This window comes from Streptomyces sp. NBC_00670 (assembly GCF_036226765.1).
Taxonomy (GTDB): Bacteria; Actinomycetota; Actinomycetes; order Streptomycetales; family Streptomycetaceae; genus Streptomyces.
The window spans coordinates 4525473-4543010 of the sequence record NZ_CP109017.1; the positions used below are offsets into that span (position 1 = coordinate 4525473).

Annotated in this window: 14 protein-coding genes; 9 read left to right on the top strand and 5 right to left on the bottom strand. The window is 73.1% G+C overall.

What is annotated here, in order from left to right; translation table 11 throughout:
- Positions 1-13: 13 nt before the first annotated feature.
- The 3 genes from OIE12_RS20150 to OIE12_RS20160 all read right to left on the bottom strand — a co-directional run bounded on the left by OIE12_RS20150 (position 14) and on the right by OIE12_RS20160 (position 1693).
- Positions 14-505, bottom strand: coding sequence for a succinate dehydrogenase hydrophobic membrane anchor subunit (locus tag OIE12_RS20150; RefSeq protein ID WP_030382844.1), 492 nt, complete (start codon positions 503-505; stop codon positions 14-16).
- 5 nt (positions 506-510) lie between these two features.
- Entirely contained in the window at positions 511-891 is a 381-nt protein-coding gene (sdhC, locus tag OIE12_RS20155) for a succinate dehydrogenase, cytochrome b556 subunit (protein ID WP_078618539.1), read from the bottom strand.
- A gap of 151 nt (positions 892-1042) precedes the next feature.
- Entirely contained in the window at positions 1043-1693 is a 651-nt protein-coding gene (locus OIE12_RS20160) for a 2-oxo-4-hydroxy-4-carboxy-5-ureidoimidazoline decarboxylase (RefSeq protein WP_443053869.1), read from the bottom strand.
- Between the two features lie 247 nt (positions 1694-1940).
- Between OIE12_RS20160 and OIE12_RS20165 the strand changes: the two genes are divergently transcribed.
- The 4 genes from OIE12_RS20165 (at position 1941) to OIE12_RS20180 (ending at position 6384) form a co-directional block, all read left to right on the top strand.
- Entirely contained in the window at positions 1941-3542 is a 1602-nt protein-coding gene (locus OIE12_RS20165) for a beta-N-acetylhexosaminidase (RefSeq protein WP_329137257.1), read from the top strand.
- Positions 3543-3709: 167 nt separating this feature from the next.
- On the top strand, positions 3710-4288 hold the full coding sequence (locus OIE12_RS20170; protein WP_329137258.1) for a hypothetical protein: 579 nt from the start codon (positions 3710-3712) through the stop codon (positions 4286-4288).
- 339 nt (positions 4289-4627) lie between these two features.
- A complete protein-coding gene (locus tag OIE12_RS20175) occupies positions 4628-5287 on the top strand; it encodes an RNA polymerase sigma factor (RefSeq protein ID WP_329137260.1) in 660 nt (219 codons plus the stop codon).
- Positions 5287-6384: a hypothetical protein gene (locus OIE12_RS20180; RefSeq protein ID WP_329137262.1), complete on the top strand. Its 1098-nt coding sequence runs from the start codon at positions 5287-5289 to the stop codon at positions 6382-6384. Before OIE12_RS20175 ends, OIE12_RS20180 begins: the two co-directional genes overlap by 1 nt.
- 234 nt (positions 6385-6618) lie before the next feature.
- Here the strand turns inward: OIE12_RS20180 and OIE12_RS20185 are convergent, their stop codons facing one another.
- Positions 6619-7470: a L,D-transpeptidase family protein gene (locus tag OIE12_RS20185; RefSeq protein WP_443053870.1), complete on the bottom strand. Its 852-nt coding sequence runs from the start codon at positions 7468-7470 to the stop codon at positions 6619-6621.
- 421 nt (positions 7471-7891) lie between these two features.
- Between OIE12_RS20185 and OIE12_RS20190 the strand changes: the two genes are divergently transcribed.
- Complete coding sequence (locus OIE12_RS20190; protein ID WP_329137264.1) at positions 7892-9490, top strand: acyl-CoA mutase large subunit family protein; 1599 nt, start codon at positions 7892-7894, stop codon at positions 9488-9490.
- A 33-nt stretch (positions 9491-9523) separates the two neighbouring features.
- On the opposite strand, the gene OIE12_RS20195 is transcribed toward OIE12_RS20190, so the two are convergent.
- Positions 9524-10948: an FAD-dependent oxidoreductase gene (locus tag OIE12_RS20195; RefSeq protein WP_329137266.1), complete on the bottom strand. Its 1425-nt coding sequence runs from the start codon at positions 10946-10948 to the stop codon at positions 9524-9526.
- 94 nt (positions 10949-11042) lie between these two features.
- On the opposite strand from OIE12_RS20195, the gene OIE12_RS20200 reads away from it, so the two are divergent.
- The 4 genes from OIE12_RS20200 to OIE12_RS20215 all read left to right on the top strand — a co-directional run bounded on the left by OIE12_RS20200 (position 11043) and on the right by OIE12_RS20215 (position 17499).
- Positions 11043-11720, top strand: coding sequence for a TetR/AcrR family transcriptional regulator (locus OIE12_RS20200; RefSeq protein WP_329137268.1), 678 nt, complete (start codon positions 11043-11045; stop codon positions 11718-11720).
- 188 nt (positions 11721-11908) lie between these two features.
- Positions 11909-13369 (top strand): glycosyltransferase family 29 protein, encoded by a 1461-nt coding sequence (locus tag OIE12_RS20205; RefSeq protein ID WP_329137270.1) that lies wholly within the window; start codon positions 11909-11911, stop codon positions 13367-13369.
- Complete coding sequence (locus OIE12_RS20210; protein ID WP_329137272.1) at positions 13366-15696, top strand: glycosyltransferase; 2331 nt, start codon at positions 13366-13368, stop codon at positions 15694-15696. Before OIE12_RS20205 ends, OIE12_RS20210 begins: the two co-directional genes overlap by 4 nt.
- Positions 15697-15699: 3 nt before the next feature.
- Positions 15700-17499, top strand: a complete 1800-nt coding sequence (locus OIE12_RS20215; RefSeq protein ID WP_329137274.1) for a hypothetical protein — start codon at positions 15700-15702, stop codon at positions 17497-17499.
- The last annotated feature ends 39 nt before the right edge of the window (positions 17500-17538 follow it).

Below are 17538 nucleotides of genomic sequence, written 5' to 3' on the forward strand. Positions count from 1 at the left end.
CGCAGCCCCGTGCCTAGCGGATGTTCGGGTCGAAGGTGAAGATCACCAGCGTGCCCAGGACGATCGTCCACACCGTCGCGGTGTAGAGCAGACCCTTGAGCCACAGCCGGCTCTTCACGCTCTCCGCGTAGTCGTTGATGATGGTGCGCAGGCCGTTGGCGCCGTGCAGCATCGCCAGCCACAGCATGGCCAGGTCCCAGACCTGCCACCACGGGGAGGCCCAGCGGCCGGCCACGAAGGCGAAGCCGACCTTGGAGACGCCGCCGTCCAGCACGAGCTGGATCAGCAGGTGGCCGATGACCAGGAAGACGAGGACGACGCCGGACAGCCGCATGAACAGCCAGCCGTACATCTCGAAGTTGCCGCGGGTGGAGCGCGGGGTCTTCTTGGTGCGCTTGCGCGGGGGCTCGATGACGGGCGCCGGGTTGTCGACGCCGTACGAGGCCTCGTACGCTCCGGAGCCCTCGACGGGGCCGATTCCGGTTGCGGTGGTCTCAGTGGACATGCGCGTCAGCTCCCGAACACGACTCGAGCGGCGTGACCGAGGACGGGGTAGATCGCGCCGAGCATCAGCACGATCCACACGCCGACGACGGTCCACAGCATCTGCTTCTGGTAGCGCGGGCCCTTCGACCAGAAGTCGACGGCGATGACCCGCAGGCCGTTCAGCGCGTGGAAGAGGATGGCCGCCACGAGGCCGTACTCGAGCACCGCGACCACGGGCGTCTTGTACGTCGATACGACGTTGTCGTAGGCCTCGGGCGAGACACGGACGAGTGCGGTGTCCAGCACGTGAACGAACAGGAAGAAGAAGATGAGGACGCCGGTGACTCGGTGAGCCACCCAGGACCACATTCCTTCCCGGCCGCGGTACAGCGTTCCAGCCGGCACGGAAGAACCCTCTCCAGAAGCGGGGACTGGGGCCTGCCGGCTTCGGTGTGTCGGTCGGGCCCGGCCGGGTACGGTCCACCGGCCCCGGCCATCGTAGCGACGTGTTGTCGGAACGCTTACCCGGCCCCTGCCGATGTGATCAAACTGGCAATCAATGAGGCACGTACGGCCTACTGGGACGTTCCGAACCGGGGGATTCCGGGGCGATCCCGTCCGTAGCGGCCGTGCTGTCGGCGTAGCCCCGGACGAGCCGGGTGAGGCGGCCGCGGGCCAGCCGGCGCAGCTCCTCCGCGGCCGCGACCCGCTCGTCCTCGGGATCGTTGTTCCATCGTGACCGGATTCCGGCCAGTACCTGATCGGCCGCCTCGTCCGGTGCCACGTCGTCCAGACAGATCACGAACACGTGCCCGAAGCGGCTCTCGTACGCGGCGTGCGCGGCGCTGAGCGCGGTCTGTGCGGCGGAGTACGCGCCGTCGGGGAGCAGGGTGAGCGACTCGCCCGCCAGGGCCTCCGCGAGATCGGCCGGGGCCAGGTCGTACGCCGCCTCGTCGGCCGCGGCGAGCAGGGCGGGCAGATCGGGGTAGGGGCGGTGGGCGGCGATCCGGCGGGCCCAGCGCAGGCTGCGGCAGCAGGTCAGCAGGGCGCGCTCGGCCTCGTCTGCGGGGACCGTGTTGAAACGGTGCGGGTCGGGCGTGAGGTGCGGGCGATGCGCGGGCAGCGTGGGTCCTCGGCGAGGCAAGGCCGCGGTGGTGTGTGCACGCGGCGTGTGGGTCGGCAGGGGATGAGGTGACAGAAGTGACATCACGTTATCGAGGTCGGTCGAAGGCTGTCCGCGGAAGTCCGGGATTTCACCCGGACGGGGAAGTTTCGGAACCGGTGGTGGACGTGGGGGGTCGGAGGAGGTCGTGGGTGTCGGTGGTGGGCCGTAGGTTCGGGAGAGTGAACAGGGAGGCGTGAGTGCGGTTGAGCGCTGACGTGACGGCCGGCGTGGAGAGGAGGCTCGTGCGGTGAGCGGCCGGAGGAGAAGGGTCCCGGACCCCAGGACGTCCGTGGGGCGCCGCGGGTTGCTCCTGGGCGCCGGGATCGTCGTGGCGGGCGGCGCGGCGGCGGCCGCCGTGACGCTGTGGCCCGCCGGTGACGGCGGCGGGGGCGGCGGGACACGCGCCTCCGGCAGCGCCTCGGCGGGGGCGGGGTCGCCCAGCGTCTCGCCGTCGCCGAGCCGCAGCTATCCGCTGTCGAAGCCGCCGCGCACCATCCCCGCCGTGCGGGCGCACACCGCCGCGCACGGACCGGGCTGGCGTCCGGCGTCCGGCGCCCGGGTCGTGGTGGACGACGACGCTCTCGCCGACGAGGGGAAGCTGCTCGCGGGCGAGCTGAGGATGACGTACGGCGGACGGAACGGGGCCCGGGCCGGGGACGTGGAGCTGGCGCTCGGCGGGAGCGGCGGCGCCGAGTCGTACACCCTGACCGTCGGTGACGGCCGGGTGCGGATCGCCGGGCCGGGCCAGTCCGGCGTCTTCTACGGCACCCGCACGCTGAAACAGGAGGTGCGCGACGGCGGCACGGCACCCGAGGGCGTCGTGCGCGACGGACCGGCCAAGCCGGTGCGCGGGTTCATGCTCGACATCGCCCGCAAGCACTTCACCGCGGACTGGATAGAGGACCGCGTCCGCGAGCTGGGCGACCTGAAGTACAACGAGATCGGGCTGCACTTCTCGGACGACCAGGGGTTCCGCATCGCCTCGGACACCCATCCCGAGGTGGTCTCCAAGGAGCATCTGACCAAGGCGGAGGTGCGGCGGATCGTGGACCTGGCGGCGAGCCGGCACATCGCCGTCGTCCCCGAGATCGACTCCCCGGGTCACCTGGGCGCGGTCATCGACGCCCACCCCGACCTGCAGCTGCGCAACGCGGCGGGCGCGTCGGCGAGCCGGGGCACGCTCGACATCTCCAAGCCGGCGGCCGCGAAGATCGTCGACGAGCTGCTGGGGGAGTACGCGGACCTCTTCCCCGGCTCCGACTGGCATCTGGGCGGCGACGAGTACCAGGCGCTGACCGCGTCCAACCCGGCCGCCTCCTACCCGCAGCTCGCCTCGGCGGCGGTGAAGCGGTACGGGGCGGGGGCGACCATCGCCGATCTGGCGACGGGCTGGCTCAACGACCGGGCGGCGGTGGTCAACCGGAACGGGCGGACGCCCCGCGCCTGGAACGACGGCTTCTACCGCTCGGTGAAGAAGGCGAGCGTCTCCAAGGACATACGGGTCGCCTACTGGACGGGCAAGGAGATCGGGGCCCGGCAGCCCACGGAGTACCTCGCGGCCGGCCGCGAGGTCGTCAACTACAACGACGAGTTCCTCTACTACGTGCTCGGCGAGCCGCAGACCTTCGTCTACCCGACCGGGCAGCGCATCTACGAGCAGTGGACACCCCGGGTGCTGCGCGGCACGACGGCGGTCCCGGCCTCGTACGACGACCGCATACGCGGCGGGGTGTTCGCGGTGTGGTGCGACCTGTCGGGTGCGCAGACCCAGGACCAGGTCGCGGCCGGCATCCGGATGCCGCTGCGGGCGCTGGTGCAGAAGCTGTGGGACCCGGGGAAGCCGGAGCTGTCCTGGAAGGAGTTCCAGGGCCTGGCGGACCGGGTGGGGTGAGCGGCCGGGGGTGAACGGGCGGTAACTGGCCGGAAGTTGACTTTCGGGGGTGGTGCGCGAGGGGCGGAAGGGGTCCGTGGGTCGCCTGGGTTGTGTTGCGCTTCGTAGTGGCAAAGCGCGTTTCCCGTGAGAAAGTGGCGCCTCGCGAGGCGTTCCGGGGAGGGGCGATGAGTCTTGTGGACCTGATCGGCGAGGCCGACGCACGGGGACTGGCCGCGAGCGGCTTGGCTTGTTTGGACCGGTGCGTGCCGTTGCTCGGGGGCGGCGACGAGGTGCTGCGGCCCCTGTGGGGCTGCCTGGCCGGGGACGAGGGCGCGGCGGGGGAGTGGGGCGAGTGGGCGGAGCGGGTCGCCAAGGTGCGGGGTGAACTGCCGGGCGCGGGGGCCCAGGCGGCCGACCCGGCCGTCGCGGCGGCGCGGGGGATGCTCGACGGGGTGCCCGACGCGCTGAGCGGGGACGCCCTGCGGGTGTGGGCCGAGGAGTGCTCGGTCGCCGCGCTGCGGGTGCACCGGCTGCTCGACCCGTCCGCCCCGGGCGACGGACCCGACCCGGTGGCGGCATACCGCGAGGGACGTACGGAGGGGGCCGCCCCGCTCGTCGCGGCGGAACTGCGGCGCCAGGCGGCCGTGCTGGAACTGGTCGCCGAACACGGGACGGCGGGGCTGCGGCCCGCGCTGGAGGTGTGCACGGAGGGCCGGCGGGTGCTGCGCGCGGTGGTCTCCCGGCGGGCACGCGGCCGGAGATGAACAGGGCGGCGGCCCGGATCCGGCGGCCGCCGGTGGACCGGGGGGAAGCGCGCGGCGGGTCCCGAAGCGACGGCCGGGGCCGCCACCCCCCACAGGAGAGGCCCCGGCCGTCGCGTGGCACGGGTCGCGCGGCGGCCCGCACTCCCTTCAGCGCCGGGCCTGCGTTTTCTGTCACACCCCGGCTCGTCACGAGTCGGTTGCGGCCCGTGGAGACGTGGACGGGGACCGGTTTCAGGCCGTAACGTGCCATTCGCGCCGGACTGCGAAGCCCACCGTACGGACGACGACCGACGAACGGACGGTGGGGGCGGCGCCGGTGCGGGCGCAAAGGGAGTAGCGGTGGGGGACGACGCGGAGCTGACCGCCGCGGTGTGCGCGGCTCAGGACGGCGACGAGACCGCGTTCCGGACCGTGTACCGCGCGGTGCACCCCCGGCTGCTCGGGTACGTCCGCACGCTCGTCGGCGACGCGGACGCCGAGGACATCGCCTCCGAGGCCTGGCTGCAGATCGCCCGTGACCTGGGACGGTTCAGCGGGGACGCCGACCGGTTCCGCGGCTGGGCCGCCCGGATCGCCCGCAACCGGGCCCTGGACCACATACGGATGCGCGGGCGCCGCCCGGTGATCGGCGGCGACGAGAGCGAGCTGTCCGGCCGGGCCGCCGAGTCGGACACGGCGGGCGAGGCCATCGAGGCGCTGGCCACCGACCGCGCCCTGGCGCTGATCGCCCGGTTGCCGCAGGACCAGGCCGAAGCGGTGGTGCTGCGCGTGGTCGTCGGCCTCGACGCCCGCACCGCCGCCGAGACGCTCGGCAAACGCCCCGGCGCCGTCCGCACCGCCGCGCACCGCGGCCTGAAACGGCTCGCGGAGCTGCTGGGCGCCGATCCGGAGACCTCCGGCGCCCTGGAGGCGCTCCCCCCACAGAGGCAACCGCGCGTGCGCGCGGTGACGTCCGCAAGTGTGACGCGGTCGCGTTCGCGGACGCAGAAGGATGTGTGATGGCCGACGAGCAGTACGGGTGGCTGGACCGCGACGCGGCGGAGCGTCTGTTGCGCGGGGAGCCGCTCCGAACCGTCGACGACGAGGCCCGTGCCCAGGCCGGCCGGCTGTCCGAGGCGCTCGACGCCCTCGCCCGGCCGTCCGCCGGGACCGACGGCGAACTCCCCGGTGAGACGGCCGCCCTGGCCGCGTTCCGCGCGGCACGGGCGGCCGGCGGCACCGAAGCGGAATCCGGTCCGGCCGGCCCGTTCAAGGGTGCCGACGCCGGTCTCGTACGGCTCGGCCGCCCCGTGCCGGAGGCCCGGCGGAGGTGGCCGGTGCGTCCACTGCGGCTCGGTCTGGCCGCCGGGCTCGCCGCGGTGACGATCGGCGGGGTGGCGGCGGCCGCCGGGGCCGGGGTGCTGCCGACCCCGTTCGGCGGGGACGAACCGGAACCCGGCACCTCGGTGACGGCCGCGGCCACGCCCCGTCCCTCCGGCACGGCACCGGCGGACGGCACCGGCTCGGCCTCGCCCGACGGCTCCGCCGAGGAGACGGAGGACGGCTCCTCGCACGACACCGCCGGCGACGGGAGCGCACGGCCCGGCACGGGGGACGACGGGGCCGCCGTCCGCGGGTCGCGGGAGTGGTGGAACGAGGTGCTCGACTCCTGCCGCGACGTTCGCGACGGCAAGTCCGTCGGGGCCGCGCGGTGGCGTGCGCTGGAGGACGCGGCGGGCGGCCACGGCTCCGGCAGGGTGACGTCGTACTGCAGGACCGCGCTGGCGTCGCACGGCGGGAACGGCTCCGCCGCGGCGAGCGGGGGCGGCGGCGGACAGAGCGGCGGCAAGGGCAACGGGAACGCCAAGAACAACGGCAACGGCAACCCGAACAGCGGCGGCAAGGGCAACGGCAACCAGGGCCAGGGCAATGGCAACCAGGGTCAGGCCAACGGGAACCAGGGCAACGGGAACCAGGGCCAGGGCAACCGCAACGGCGGCGACGAGGGCAACGACGACGAGGGTGGCGGTGGCGGCGGCCACGGCAGAGGCCACAGCAACGGCGGCGACGAGGGCCACGGTCACCACGGCGGCGGACACGGCCCGAAGCGGCCGTAAGGAACCGCGAGCGGCCGTGACCGGCCGCCGCGGGGAACGAACGTAGGGGGCGCGGGCGGGACCGGGGGAACGTGTCCCGCCCGCGCCGATGGCGCCGAGCCACGGGTACGGGGGGAACCCCGGCTCGTGTGCGCCGGCCGATGACCAGTCGGCCCACTCAGTACTGCGCCGGGCGGCCGAAAAGTGTCACACCGGTGGCGCGGACCGTGTCACATGCGTGCGCCGACCGCCGTCTCACCAGTAGACGACGACCTTGTCCCCGTCGCGGACCTGCGCGAACAGCGCCGCGATCTTCTCCTCGTCCCGTACGTTCACGCACCCGTGCGACCCCCCGGCATACCCGCGCGCCGCGAAGTCGTACGAGTAGTGCACCGCCTGGCCCCCGCTGAAGAACATCGCGTACGGCATCGGGGAGTCGTACAGCGTGGAGACGTGGTGCCGGGACTTCCAGTAGACGTGGAAGACGCCCTCCCGGGTGGGCGTGAGCTCGGTGCCGAACCGTACGGGCATCTCGGAGACCGTGCGGCCGTCGATCATCCAGCGCAGGGTCCGGCTGGTCTTGCTGATGCACAGCACCCGGCCGGTCAGACAGCGTGGGTCCGGGGGCGCCGCCGGCTGCCCGCCGAACGCGTACAGCTCCCACTTCGTCGGCTCGTGGGTCATCGCCAGCAGCCGCTGCCAGGTGACGGTGTCCGTGCGGCCGGTTCCGGGCAGCCCGCGCTTGCCCTGGAAGCCGGTGACGGCCTTCGCCGTGAGGTCGTCGTACGTGCCGGTCGGCCCGTCGAACAGCCAGGCGACCTGTTTCAGCCGCGCCTGCAACTCCCGTACGTCCCTGCCGTGGTCGCCGTCGGACCACAGCACGCGCGCAGGAGCGGCCGTACGGGGCGCGGACTTCGTGCGCGGGGTGCGGCTCGGGGAGGCGTCCCCGGGGTTCGAACCGTGGCCGCGAGGGCTGTCGCGGGTGGCCGGAACGTCGATGTGGACCGGGGAGGTGCCCCCGCCCCGCCCGTCGCCGGTGGGCTGGACCGTACAGCCGCCGACGGCCGCGACCAGCGCCAGCGCCCCGGCGCCCGCGGCGAACACCACGCCGCCGCGCCCCGGCCGTCCGCGCCCCGGCCGTCCGCGCCCCGGCCGTCCGGCGTCCGCCCGTATCGCACGGGCCCTCCACCGTCCGCGCCCCACCCGCACTCCGGCCTTCTCCCGCATACCCCTCTTACGCACGTCGCCCCCAGCCGTCTCACCGCTCGCCGTCGCTTGCAGTCGCTCACCGCCGATACCGCCGGTGCCGTCGATGCCCCGCGTGCACCCGGAGTTCTGCCCGCCGCGCGGGCGCTCACGCGTGCTCCGTCGTGCGGGAAGGGGCACAGTTGTGAGCAAGGTCCCAGCTCGGCGCACTCCACCACGCGCACGCCCGCCGCTACAGTCCGTCGCGAGGGCCGTACGTACCGGCGGGTAACCGGGCAGGCGGGGCCCGGCGGGTTCACCAAGCAACGCGGAGGCACACACCATGGCGCGGGAGTCGGGCAGTGCTCGGTCCACGGAGAGCGGTCTGCCGATCGAGCCGGTCTACGGGCCGGGTGACCTGGAGGGCTGGGATCCGGCGGAGCGGCTGGGGGAGCCGGGGACGTATCCGTTCACGCGGGGTGTGTACCCGACGATGTACACCGGGCGGCCGTGGACGATGCGGCAGTACGCCGGGTTCGGCACGGCGGCGGAGTCCAACGCCCGCTACAAGCAGCTGATCGCCAACGGCACGATGGGCCTGTCGGTCGCCTTCGACCTGCCCACCCAGATGGGCCACGACTCCGACGCCCCCCTCGCCCACGGCGAGGTCGGCAAGGTCGGCGTGGCGATCGACTCGATCGACGACATGCGGGTGCTGTTCGGCGGGATCCCGCTGGACAAGGTCTCCACCTCCATGACGATCAACGCCCCCGCCGCCCTGCTGCTCCTGCTGTACCAACTCGTCGCCGAGGAACAGGGCGTCGCGGCCGACCAACTCACCGGCACGATCCAGAACGACGTGCTCAAGGAGTACATCGCACGGGGCACGTACATCTTCCCGCCCAAGCCGTCGCTGCGGCTGATCGCGGACATCTTCCAGTACTGCCGCACCGAGATCCCGAAGTGGAACACCATCTCCATCTCCGGGTACCACATGGCGGAGGCGGGGGCCTCGCCCGCGCAGGAGATCGCGTTCACCCTCGCCGACGGCATCGAGTACGTGCGCACGGCGGTCGCCGCCGGCATGGACGTGGACGACTTCGCGCCCCGTCTGTCGTTCTTCTTCGTGGCGCGGACGACGATCCTGGAGGAGGTCGCCAAGTTCCGTGCGGCCCGCCGGATCTGGGCGCATGTGATGCGCGAGGAGTTCGGGGCGAAGAACCCCAAGTCGCTGATGCTGCGCTTCCACACCCAGACGGCCGGGGTGCAGCTGACCGCGCAGCAGCCGGAGGTCAACCTGGTCCGCGTCGCCGTGCAGGGGCTCGGCGCGGTGCTGGGCGGCACGCAGTCGCTGCACACCAACAGCTTCGACGAGGCCATCGCCCTGCCCACCGACAAGAGCGCCCGCCTGGCCCTGCGCACCCAGCAGGTCCTGGCCTACGAGACCGACGTCACCGCCACCGTGGACCCGTTCGCCGGCTCCTACGTCGTGGAGAAGATGACCGACGACGTCGAGGCGGCCGCACGGGAACTGATGCGCAAGGTCGAGGACCTGGGCGGAGCGGTGGAGGCGATCGAACACGGCTTCCAGAAGAGCGAGATCGAACGCAGCGCCTACCGCATCGCCCAGGAGACCGACGCGGGGACACGCGTCGTCGTCGGCGTCAACCGCTTCCAGCTCGACGAGGAGGAGCCCTACGAACCCCTCCGCGTCGACCCCGCCATCGAGGCCCGGCAGGCCGCACGCCTGGCGACTCTGCGCGCCGAGCGCGACCAGCCGGCGGTGGACGCCGCCCTGGCCGCCCTGAAGAAGGCGGCCGAGGGCGACGACAACGTCCTGTACCCCATGAAGGAGGCGCTGCGCGCCCGCGCCACGGTCGGCGAGGTGTGCAACGCGCTCCGCGAGGTGTGGGGGACGTACGTGCCGAGCGACGCGTTCTGACGCCGGCCGGGCGGCGTCCCCCTCCCGGCTCCCTCACACCGGCAGGCGCCGGACCCTGCGCGCGTACTCCCGCACCGCGTCCTTCGACGTCGCGTCGCCCGCCCAGCCCACGTGGCCGTCGGGCCGGACGAGGTAGAGGCCGGTGGTGTAGGCGCCGTGCGGGGAGATGCGGACGGCGCCGGGGACGTCCGTGTCGACCCCCACCGCCAGCGGGGTCCACTGCGGCCCCCGGAACACGTCGAAGAGGCGCTTGCCGTCGACCTCGGCGTCGGGGGCGCGGTCGCCCGCCCGCAGGGCGTCCTCCGGGAGGTTCTCCCGGGTCTCCACCGACAGCGACGACTCCCGGTAGTGCAGGTCGAGCTGGACGGTGTCCTTGCCCCGGCGGGTCTCGCCGCGGTGGACGCTCGTGGACAGGCCGAGCATGTGCTCCGCGTTGGGCCGGCGCTCCTCCTCGTAGGTGTCGAGGAGGGCCTCCGGCGCGCCCTCGCGCAGGACTGCGCCCAGCTTCCAGCCCAGGTTGTAGGCGTCCTGGACGCTGGTGTTCAGGCCCTGGCCGCCGGCCGGGGAGTGCACGTGGGCCGCGTCCCCGGCCAGGAAGACCCGCCCGTCCCGGAAGCGTTCCGCCAGCCCCGTGCGGGGCCGGAACTCCGAGGCCCAGCGCAGCTCGGTGACGTCCTCGGGGGCGAGGTGGGTGCGGGCGGCGACGACCTTGCGCACACCCTCCAGGGAGAGGTCGGGGGCGACGCCCTCCGCGAAACGGGCCATGATCTGGAAGTCCTCGGTGCCCGCGAGCGGGCAGATGGCGATCAGCTCCGGGTCGTCCTTCTCCGCGGGCGGGAACATGTGCCAGTTGTCGCGGTCGAGTCCGGTGAGCCGGACGTCGGCGACCATGCTCGGGTACGGGTCCACCTGCTCGCCCGTCATGCCGATGCCCAGCGTCCGCCGTACCGTCGAGCGGCCGCCGTCCGCGGCGACGGCGTACTGGGCGCGCACCGTGCCGCCGTCGGCGAAGGCGGCCGTGACCCCGTCGTCGTCCTGCGTGAGCGCGGTGACCTCCCGGCCGAAGACGACCGTGCCGCCGAGCTCCAGCAGCCGCGCGTGCAGGATCTCCTGCGTGCGCCACTGCGGCACCATCCACGGCCGGTTGTACGGCATGCTCTCGCTCGGCTCGACCGGGTCGAGAAGGTGATCCTTGCCCAGTCGCTGTCCGTCGCGCCACATCATCACGGCGGGGTAGTCACCGGCGACCGCGGCGATCGCGTCCACGACGCCGAGGTCGTGGAAGACCTCCATCGTGCGCGGCTGGATCCCCTTGCCGCGCGAGCCGGGGAAAAGGGTGCCCTCTCGCTCCACGACCAGCGCGTCCACTCCGCGCCGGGCCAGGTCGATCCCGAGCGCGAGGCCGGTGGGACCGGCGCCGACGACGAGCACGTCCGTTGTCACGGCGGCAGGTTTCATGACGTCCACTCTCCTTAACGACGTTAAGTGCGGTCGGTTCGAGCATGCCCTTAACGATGTTAAGTGTCAAGTGAACGCGGTAAAGTCGTCCGCCGTGAGCACGGAACGGACGGAAAGCACCGCACGCGGCGAACGGCGCGCGCCCCTGGACCGCGCGCGGGTCGCCGAGACCGCGCTGCGACTGCTGAACGAGGTGGGCCTCGACGGCATGACCGTGCGCGCCATCGCCCGGGAGCTGGACGTCAAGGCGCCCGCGCTGTACTGGCACTTCAAGGACAAGCAGGCCCTGCTGGACGAGATGGCGACGGAGATGTTCCGCCGCATGATCGCGGGCACGCCCCTGGACCCCGCCGACACCTGGCGGGAACGGCTGCTGAGGACCAGCCGCGGCCTGCGCGCCACCCTGCTCGGCTACCGCGACGGCGCCCGCGTCTTCAGCGGTTCGCGCTTCACCGGCGGCGTGCACGGCGAGCAGATGGAGGACACCCTGCGCCTCTTCACGGAGGCCGGCTTCACCCTCGCCCAGGCGGTACGGGCGACCCAGACGGCGTACCTGTTCACCATCGGCTACGTCACCGAGGAACAGGGCGTCCAGCCCGTCCCCGGCGAACGCCGCGAGGGCTACGACGTCGAGGAACGCGCCCGTCAACTCGCCGCGTACCCCCTGACGGCGGCGGCCGGGCGCGAGATCTTCGAGGACTACGACCGCCACTTCGAGGAGGGCCTCGCGCTGCTGGTGGCGGGGGTGGGGGCGCGGTACGGCGTGGCGTGACGCGGCGTCACGTCCGTCCCCCCGCCGGAGGGCCGCCGGCGAAATCCTTGTCCGCCTGGTTCCGGTGTGTTCACCCGTACGTCGTTTTGGCTTCCTAGGTTCGCCCGGAACCCCGCCATGCGGAGGCCCCCCACGCGGGAGCGACAACGAGAACACCGCCCGGACACCGGGCGAAGACCAGGAGTGCCATGACCACGGCCCAGAAGAGACGTGCACGTGCGCGTGGCGGGGAGCTGGACGACTGCCTGCGCGCCTGCGCGGTCCACAGCGGCAAACTCGTCGGCAGCGTCGACCGCCGTCGGGTGGAACTCGCGGAGCAGCTCAGGAAGTTGCTCGTGGCCTGGGGCACCACCGCCACGAATGCCCCCGCGCCCGCCCCCACCGGCGCCACCGCCCTGCTCAAGCGCGCCGTCAAGGGCGCCGCCGCGCCGTCCGCGACCCTCGGCGCCGAGGTGCTGGACGCGCTGCTCGCCGTCGCCAACAAGGCACTGGAGTGCGGCTACGACGACGAGCTGAACCTCGCCCTCGTCGTCAGCGACACCGTCCTCGCCCAGCGGAAGAACTCCCGGGCCGGCTGGCGGCTGCGCGCCCGGCTGATGGAGGCCCTCGGCGAGGAGGACGAGGCGGTCGAGGCCTACGAGAAGTACCTCGGCCTCACCGACGACGACGGCTTCGGCGTCCGCGCCCGGGTCGCCGGGCTGCGGCTCGCGGGGGAGCGGGAACGGGAACTCCTCGACGTGCTGGGCCGTCAGGTGCCCGGCGCCGCCGCCCACGCCCGGGGCCCCGCGACCGACGTGTGGGCCGCGGGACTGGCCGCGCACGCCGCCGGTGACCGCGAGGCCGCCGAACCCCTGCTGGTGGGCGCGCTGCTCGCGCAGGCCGCCGAGGGAGCCCCGGTCGCCGACCGGCAGGAGCTCCTCGCCCAGTACCTGGACCTGCGCCTGGCCGACGGAGGGGACCTGTCCGCCCTCACCGAGGTCGTCGGGCTCTACGCCGAACAGCGCCGCAACCGGATGCGCGGCCCCGTCGCCGACCCCACCGTGGGCGGCGTGCGGTGGCTCACCCTCGGCGAGTTCCGCAACCTCATCGCCGGCAAGTCCGTCTGCCTGATCGCCAACTCCGGCCGCGTGGGCGCGAGTTCCATGGGCTCCGAGATCGACGACTACGACCTCGTGGTGCGCTTCAACTCCTACCGGATCGACGCCCGGCACACCGGCAGCCGTACCGACATCCACGCCACCATCCACAAGCACGGCTTCAACTGGGACCAGCGGGTCACCACCCGCCTCGTCTTCGGCGGTGTCTCCGGGGACTGGAAGCACTCGCTGCGCAACCGACTCGTCCCCGGCGCCCAGGACAACCTCGGCGACGAGTCGCTGCGCTGGCCCGTGCGCAACATCGGCAGGCTGAGCGCCGAGGAGTGGTCCGGCATCCCGACCACCGGCTTCAACATGCTGTGGCTGCTGGACTTCCTGGACGTCAGCCCGACCCTGGACCTGATCGGCTTCGACTTCTACGAGAGCGGCGCCTACCGCGTGCAGGCCGCGATGAAGCAGCCCATCACGTCCGTGCACGAGTACACCAGCGAGAAGGAATGGGTCATGCAGCGGGCCCAGCGCGTGACCGACATGAGGATATCCCTGCGATGACCACGACCCTCCCCGACCGGTCGGCCACCGCGGCCCCGGCCACCGACGCGCACGCGCTCACCGGCAAGCGGCGCATCGCCTTCGCCGCCTTCGTCGACGAGAACTACCTGCCCGGCTTCCTCGCCCTGCTGCGCAGCCTCGCGCTGTCCAACCCGGGCGTGTGCGAGGACTTCGTCGTCCTGCACGACGACCTCAAGCCCGGCTCGATCGCGAAGATCCGCGCCCTGCACCCGCGCATCGTGCTGCGCCGCGTCGACGCCGACCGCTACGACACGTACAAGAAGGGCGACCAGGACAACTACCTGGTCCGCAAGGCGTACTTCATCCTCGACGTCTTCCGGCTGCGCGAGTACGACACCGTCATCACCCTGGACACCGACATGGTCGTCCTCGGCGACCTGGGCGAACTGCTGCGGCTGCGCGAGGGACTGGCCGCCGTCCCGCAGTTCTTCTACGGACAGCACAAGCTGAACTCCGGGCTGCTGGTCATCCAGCGCGAGTACCTGAGCGACGAGTTCTGCGCGCGGCTGGACCGCTGCGGCCGCGAGGGCGACTACGAGCTCGACAAGCACGACCAGGGCATCCTCAACTCCGTCCTCGACGGCGACTTCGTCCGCCTCGACCCCCGCTACAACTTCGTCAAGCGGCGGCTCTCCGGCGACCTGCCCGTCCCCGAGGACACCGCGATCCTGCACTTCACCGGCCGGCACAAGCCCTGGCAGGGCGGCGAGGCCGGCTACGGCCAGGCGGAGGACCGCTGGCGGGAGTTCGAGCTGTCCGACGCCGAGTTCCAGGCCGCCTACCTCGCCCTGCCCGGCGGCCTCCACCAGGACCTCGTCGTCCACTACGGCACCGCGCACGTCCGGCGCACCGGCGACGTCGAGACCGCCCGCAAGGTCGCCGCCGCGCACATCGCCTCCGGCGACTACCAGGACGCCGTGGACATCCTGAGCGGCGTGCGCATCCCGGTCGACGACGCCTGGCCGCACGAGGTCCTCGGGCACGCCCTGATGAGCGTCTCCCGGTACGAGGAGGCGAAGGCCCGGCTGCTGCTCGCCGCCGCCGCACCCAACCGGGCCGCCACCGCGTACGCGCGGCTCGCCCAGATCGCCTGGGTGCACGGCGAGGACACCGAGGCGCTCCGGTACGCCACCGCCGGAATCTCCGTCGACCCCACCCATCGCGCCGGCCGGCTGTGGGCGCAGCGCGCCGGCGCCGTCCCCGCGCAGGAACAGGGCAGCCCCGAGGACCAGCTGGCGCACGTCGCGTTCTACATGGACCGCCAGGGCAACGCGGGCGACAAACTGCTTCCGGAGAGCGTCCGGCTGGCCTTCGACCCCGACACCACCTCGCGCCGCTGGCACCCGGTCCACGCCCACCGGCTGTTCGACGAGTCGGCGCTGCGCCGGGTCAACGCCCGCCGCGGCCTGGTCATCGGCGGCGGCGGACTGTTCATCCCGGACACCATGCCCAACGGCAACAGCGCCTGGCAGTGGAACGTCCCCGACGACCTGCTCGACCGCATCGACGTGCCGATCGCGGTGTACGCCGTCGGCTTCAACGCCTTCGACGGCCAGTCCTACCGCGCGGGGCGGTTCCGCGAGTCGCTGCGGCTGCTCGTTGAGCGCTCCTCCTTCTTCGGGCTGCGCAACCACGGCTCGATCGAGAAGGTGCGCGGCATGCTCCCGGCCCGTCTGCACGACAGGGTGCGCTTCCAGCCCTGCCCGACCACCGTCACCCGGCAGCTCGTCGCCGGCTGGCAGGACCCGGTCCGCCGCGACGACACCATCCTGATCAACGCCGCCTACGACCGGGCCGGGCTGCGCTTCGGCCACGACTACGACCACTTCCTCGCCCAGATGGCCAAGGCCGTCCGCGACCTCGGCGAACTGGCCGAGGTGCGGTGCGTCGCGCACTCCCTCGACGACGAGAAGATGGCCTTCGACCTGCGCCGCGCGCACGGCATCTCGCTGCCCGTCGTCCCGATGTACGACTTCGACAACGACGCGATCCGGGACCTGTACGCCCGCACCAAGCTGGTGATCGGCATGCGCGGCCACGCCGGGATGATCCCGTTCGGCTGCGGCACGCCCATCATCAGCCTGATCTCGCACCCGAAGATGGCGTACTTCCTGCGCGACATCGAGCGCCCCGAGTGGGGCGTCTCGGTGCACGAGCGGCACCTCGCCGACCTGCTGGTGGAGCGGGCGAAGGACCTGCTCGCCGACCACGACCGCACCGTCGCCGACGTGCACGGCCGGCAGCGGGAACTGTGGAAGGTCACCGAGGCGAACGCCGCCGACCTGCGCGTCATCCTGGGCGGCTGACGGATGGCGACCGCCCTGGCCGACGGCACGTCCGCCGAGGAGGGAACGCGTGAGGGCGGCCGCCGGCCGTCGCCGTGGTGGGCGGTGGCCGCCCTGCCGGCCGCCCTCGCCGTGGCGTACGCCGTGGCCGCCCGTCGCCTCACCGGTGATCTGCACTACGTCCTCGCCGCCCTGCGCACCGGCGGCGAGGCCGGTTACTCGCCGTCGGAGGTCTTCACCCACCGGCCGTTCTTCTACCGGTGGTTCGTCGCCGGTCTCGACGCGCTCACCCCCGGCTCCGCCGGGACGGTGGCGCGGGAGACCGTGATGGAGGCGGCGGGCGTGCTGCTCGCCGCCGCGGCCGCGCTCGCCCTGTACGCCGCGCTGCGGCGCCGGACGGACGGCCGCGAGGCGTTGCTGACCGCGGGCGCCACCGGACTCGCCCTCGCGCTCGCTCCCCGCAACGACTTCCTTCAGCCCGAATGGGCGGCCGTCGTGCTCACCGTCGTCGCCGTCGCGGCGGCGCTCGGCCCCGCCCGGCCGTGGCCGGCGGCGCTGTACGCCGCGCTGCCGCTCGGACTCGCGGTGATGATGAAGTACTCCACCGCCGCCACCGCCGCGATCGGTCTGCTCCTGGTGTACGCCGTCGACCGGGGCCGGGCGGTGCGCGCCGCCCTCGTCGCGGTGCCCGGCGCCCTCGCCCTGTTCGGGCTGAGCCTGCTCGCGGGAACGCACGAGTGGCAGTGGACCGAGGACATGCCGCGGATCAACCAGTCCGCGCTGAGCCGCACCGGCATCCACCCGGCCGACCTCCTCCACCGCTCGGTCGACTTCCTGGCCGACCGCGCGGTGGAGTCCCCGGTCCTGCTCCTCCTGCCCGGAGCGCTTCTGCTGCTCCTGACCCGGGTGCGCGGACGGGCCAGGCGCGTCGAACTCGCCCTGGTCGCCGTCGTCATCGGCGCGGGCGCCCAGGCGGTGGTGGCCGTGCAGGGCAACTGGTTCCTGTACCACGGCGCCCAGATGCCCGTCCTGGCCGCCGCTCTGTGGGGCCTGGCCGTGGGCGGCGCCCGCCGCTCGCCCCCGTGGTGCCTGGTGGCGGTGTCCCTGCTGTACGGGGCGCTGCCCGTGCTGTACGCGTCGGCGGGCGAGGGCCTCCAGCGCGCTTCCGTGGTCTGGGCGTCGGTCCTGCCGCCCCTGCTGGCGGCCGGGGCGGACGCGCTGCGGGAGGTCCACGCACGTGACCGCGGCGGTGATTTCGGCGTCGACGGTGGCTTCGGCGGCGACCGTGACTCCGGCCGCGACCGTGACCGGACGTCCCCGGTGGGGCGGATGCCGGGCCGGTCGGCCCTGGTCCCCCTGGCCGCGGCGGCCGGCGTGGTGTGCCTGGCCGCGAGCCTGTGGCCCGGCTCCCCGCACTTGGTGCAGCACGGCAGGGTCACCATGACCAACGCCGGCTACCTGGACGGCATGCGCCGCACCGAACAGGACGCCGACCGGCTCCGCTCCCGGATGCCCGTCGGCGCCCCGGTCCTCTACCTGGCCTTCGGCGACACGGCCTACTTCGTCGGCCACCCCGCCCGCTGCCGCTACCCGATCGCCACGTTCCTCCAGCGCACCCGCTACCTCACGGACGTCGCCGACCTCGCGTCGTACCGGGAGAACGCCGACTGCGTCGACCACGACCCCGCCCCGTACGCCGTCCTGGACCGCGCCTGGTTCCAGCCCGGCAACGTCGACCCGTCCCTGTGGCAGCGCATCAAGGCCACCTACGACTGCCCACCGGCACACGGCGACACGAAGACGGTGCTGTGCGTGCGCCGGTAGAAGTGCCGGGCCCCCGGGCCCGGGTCGACCGGGGGCCCC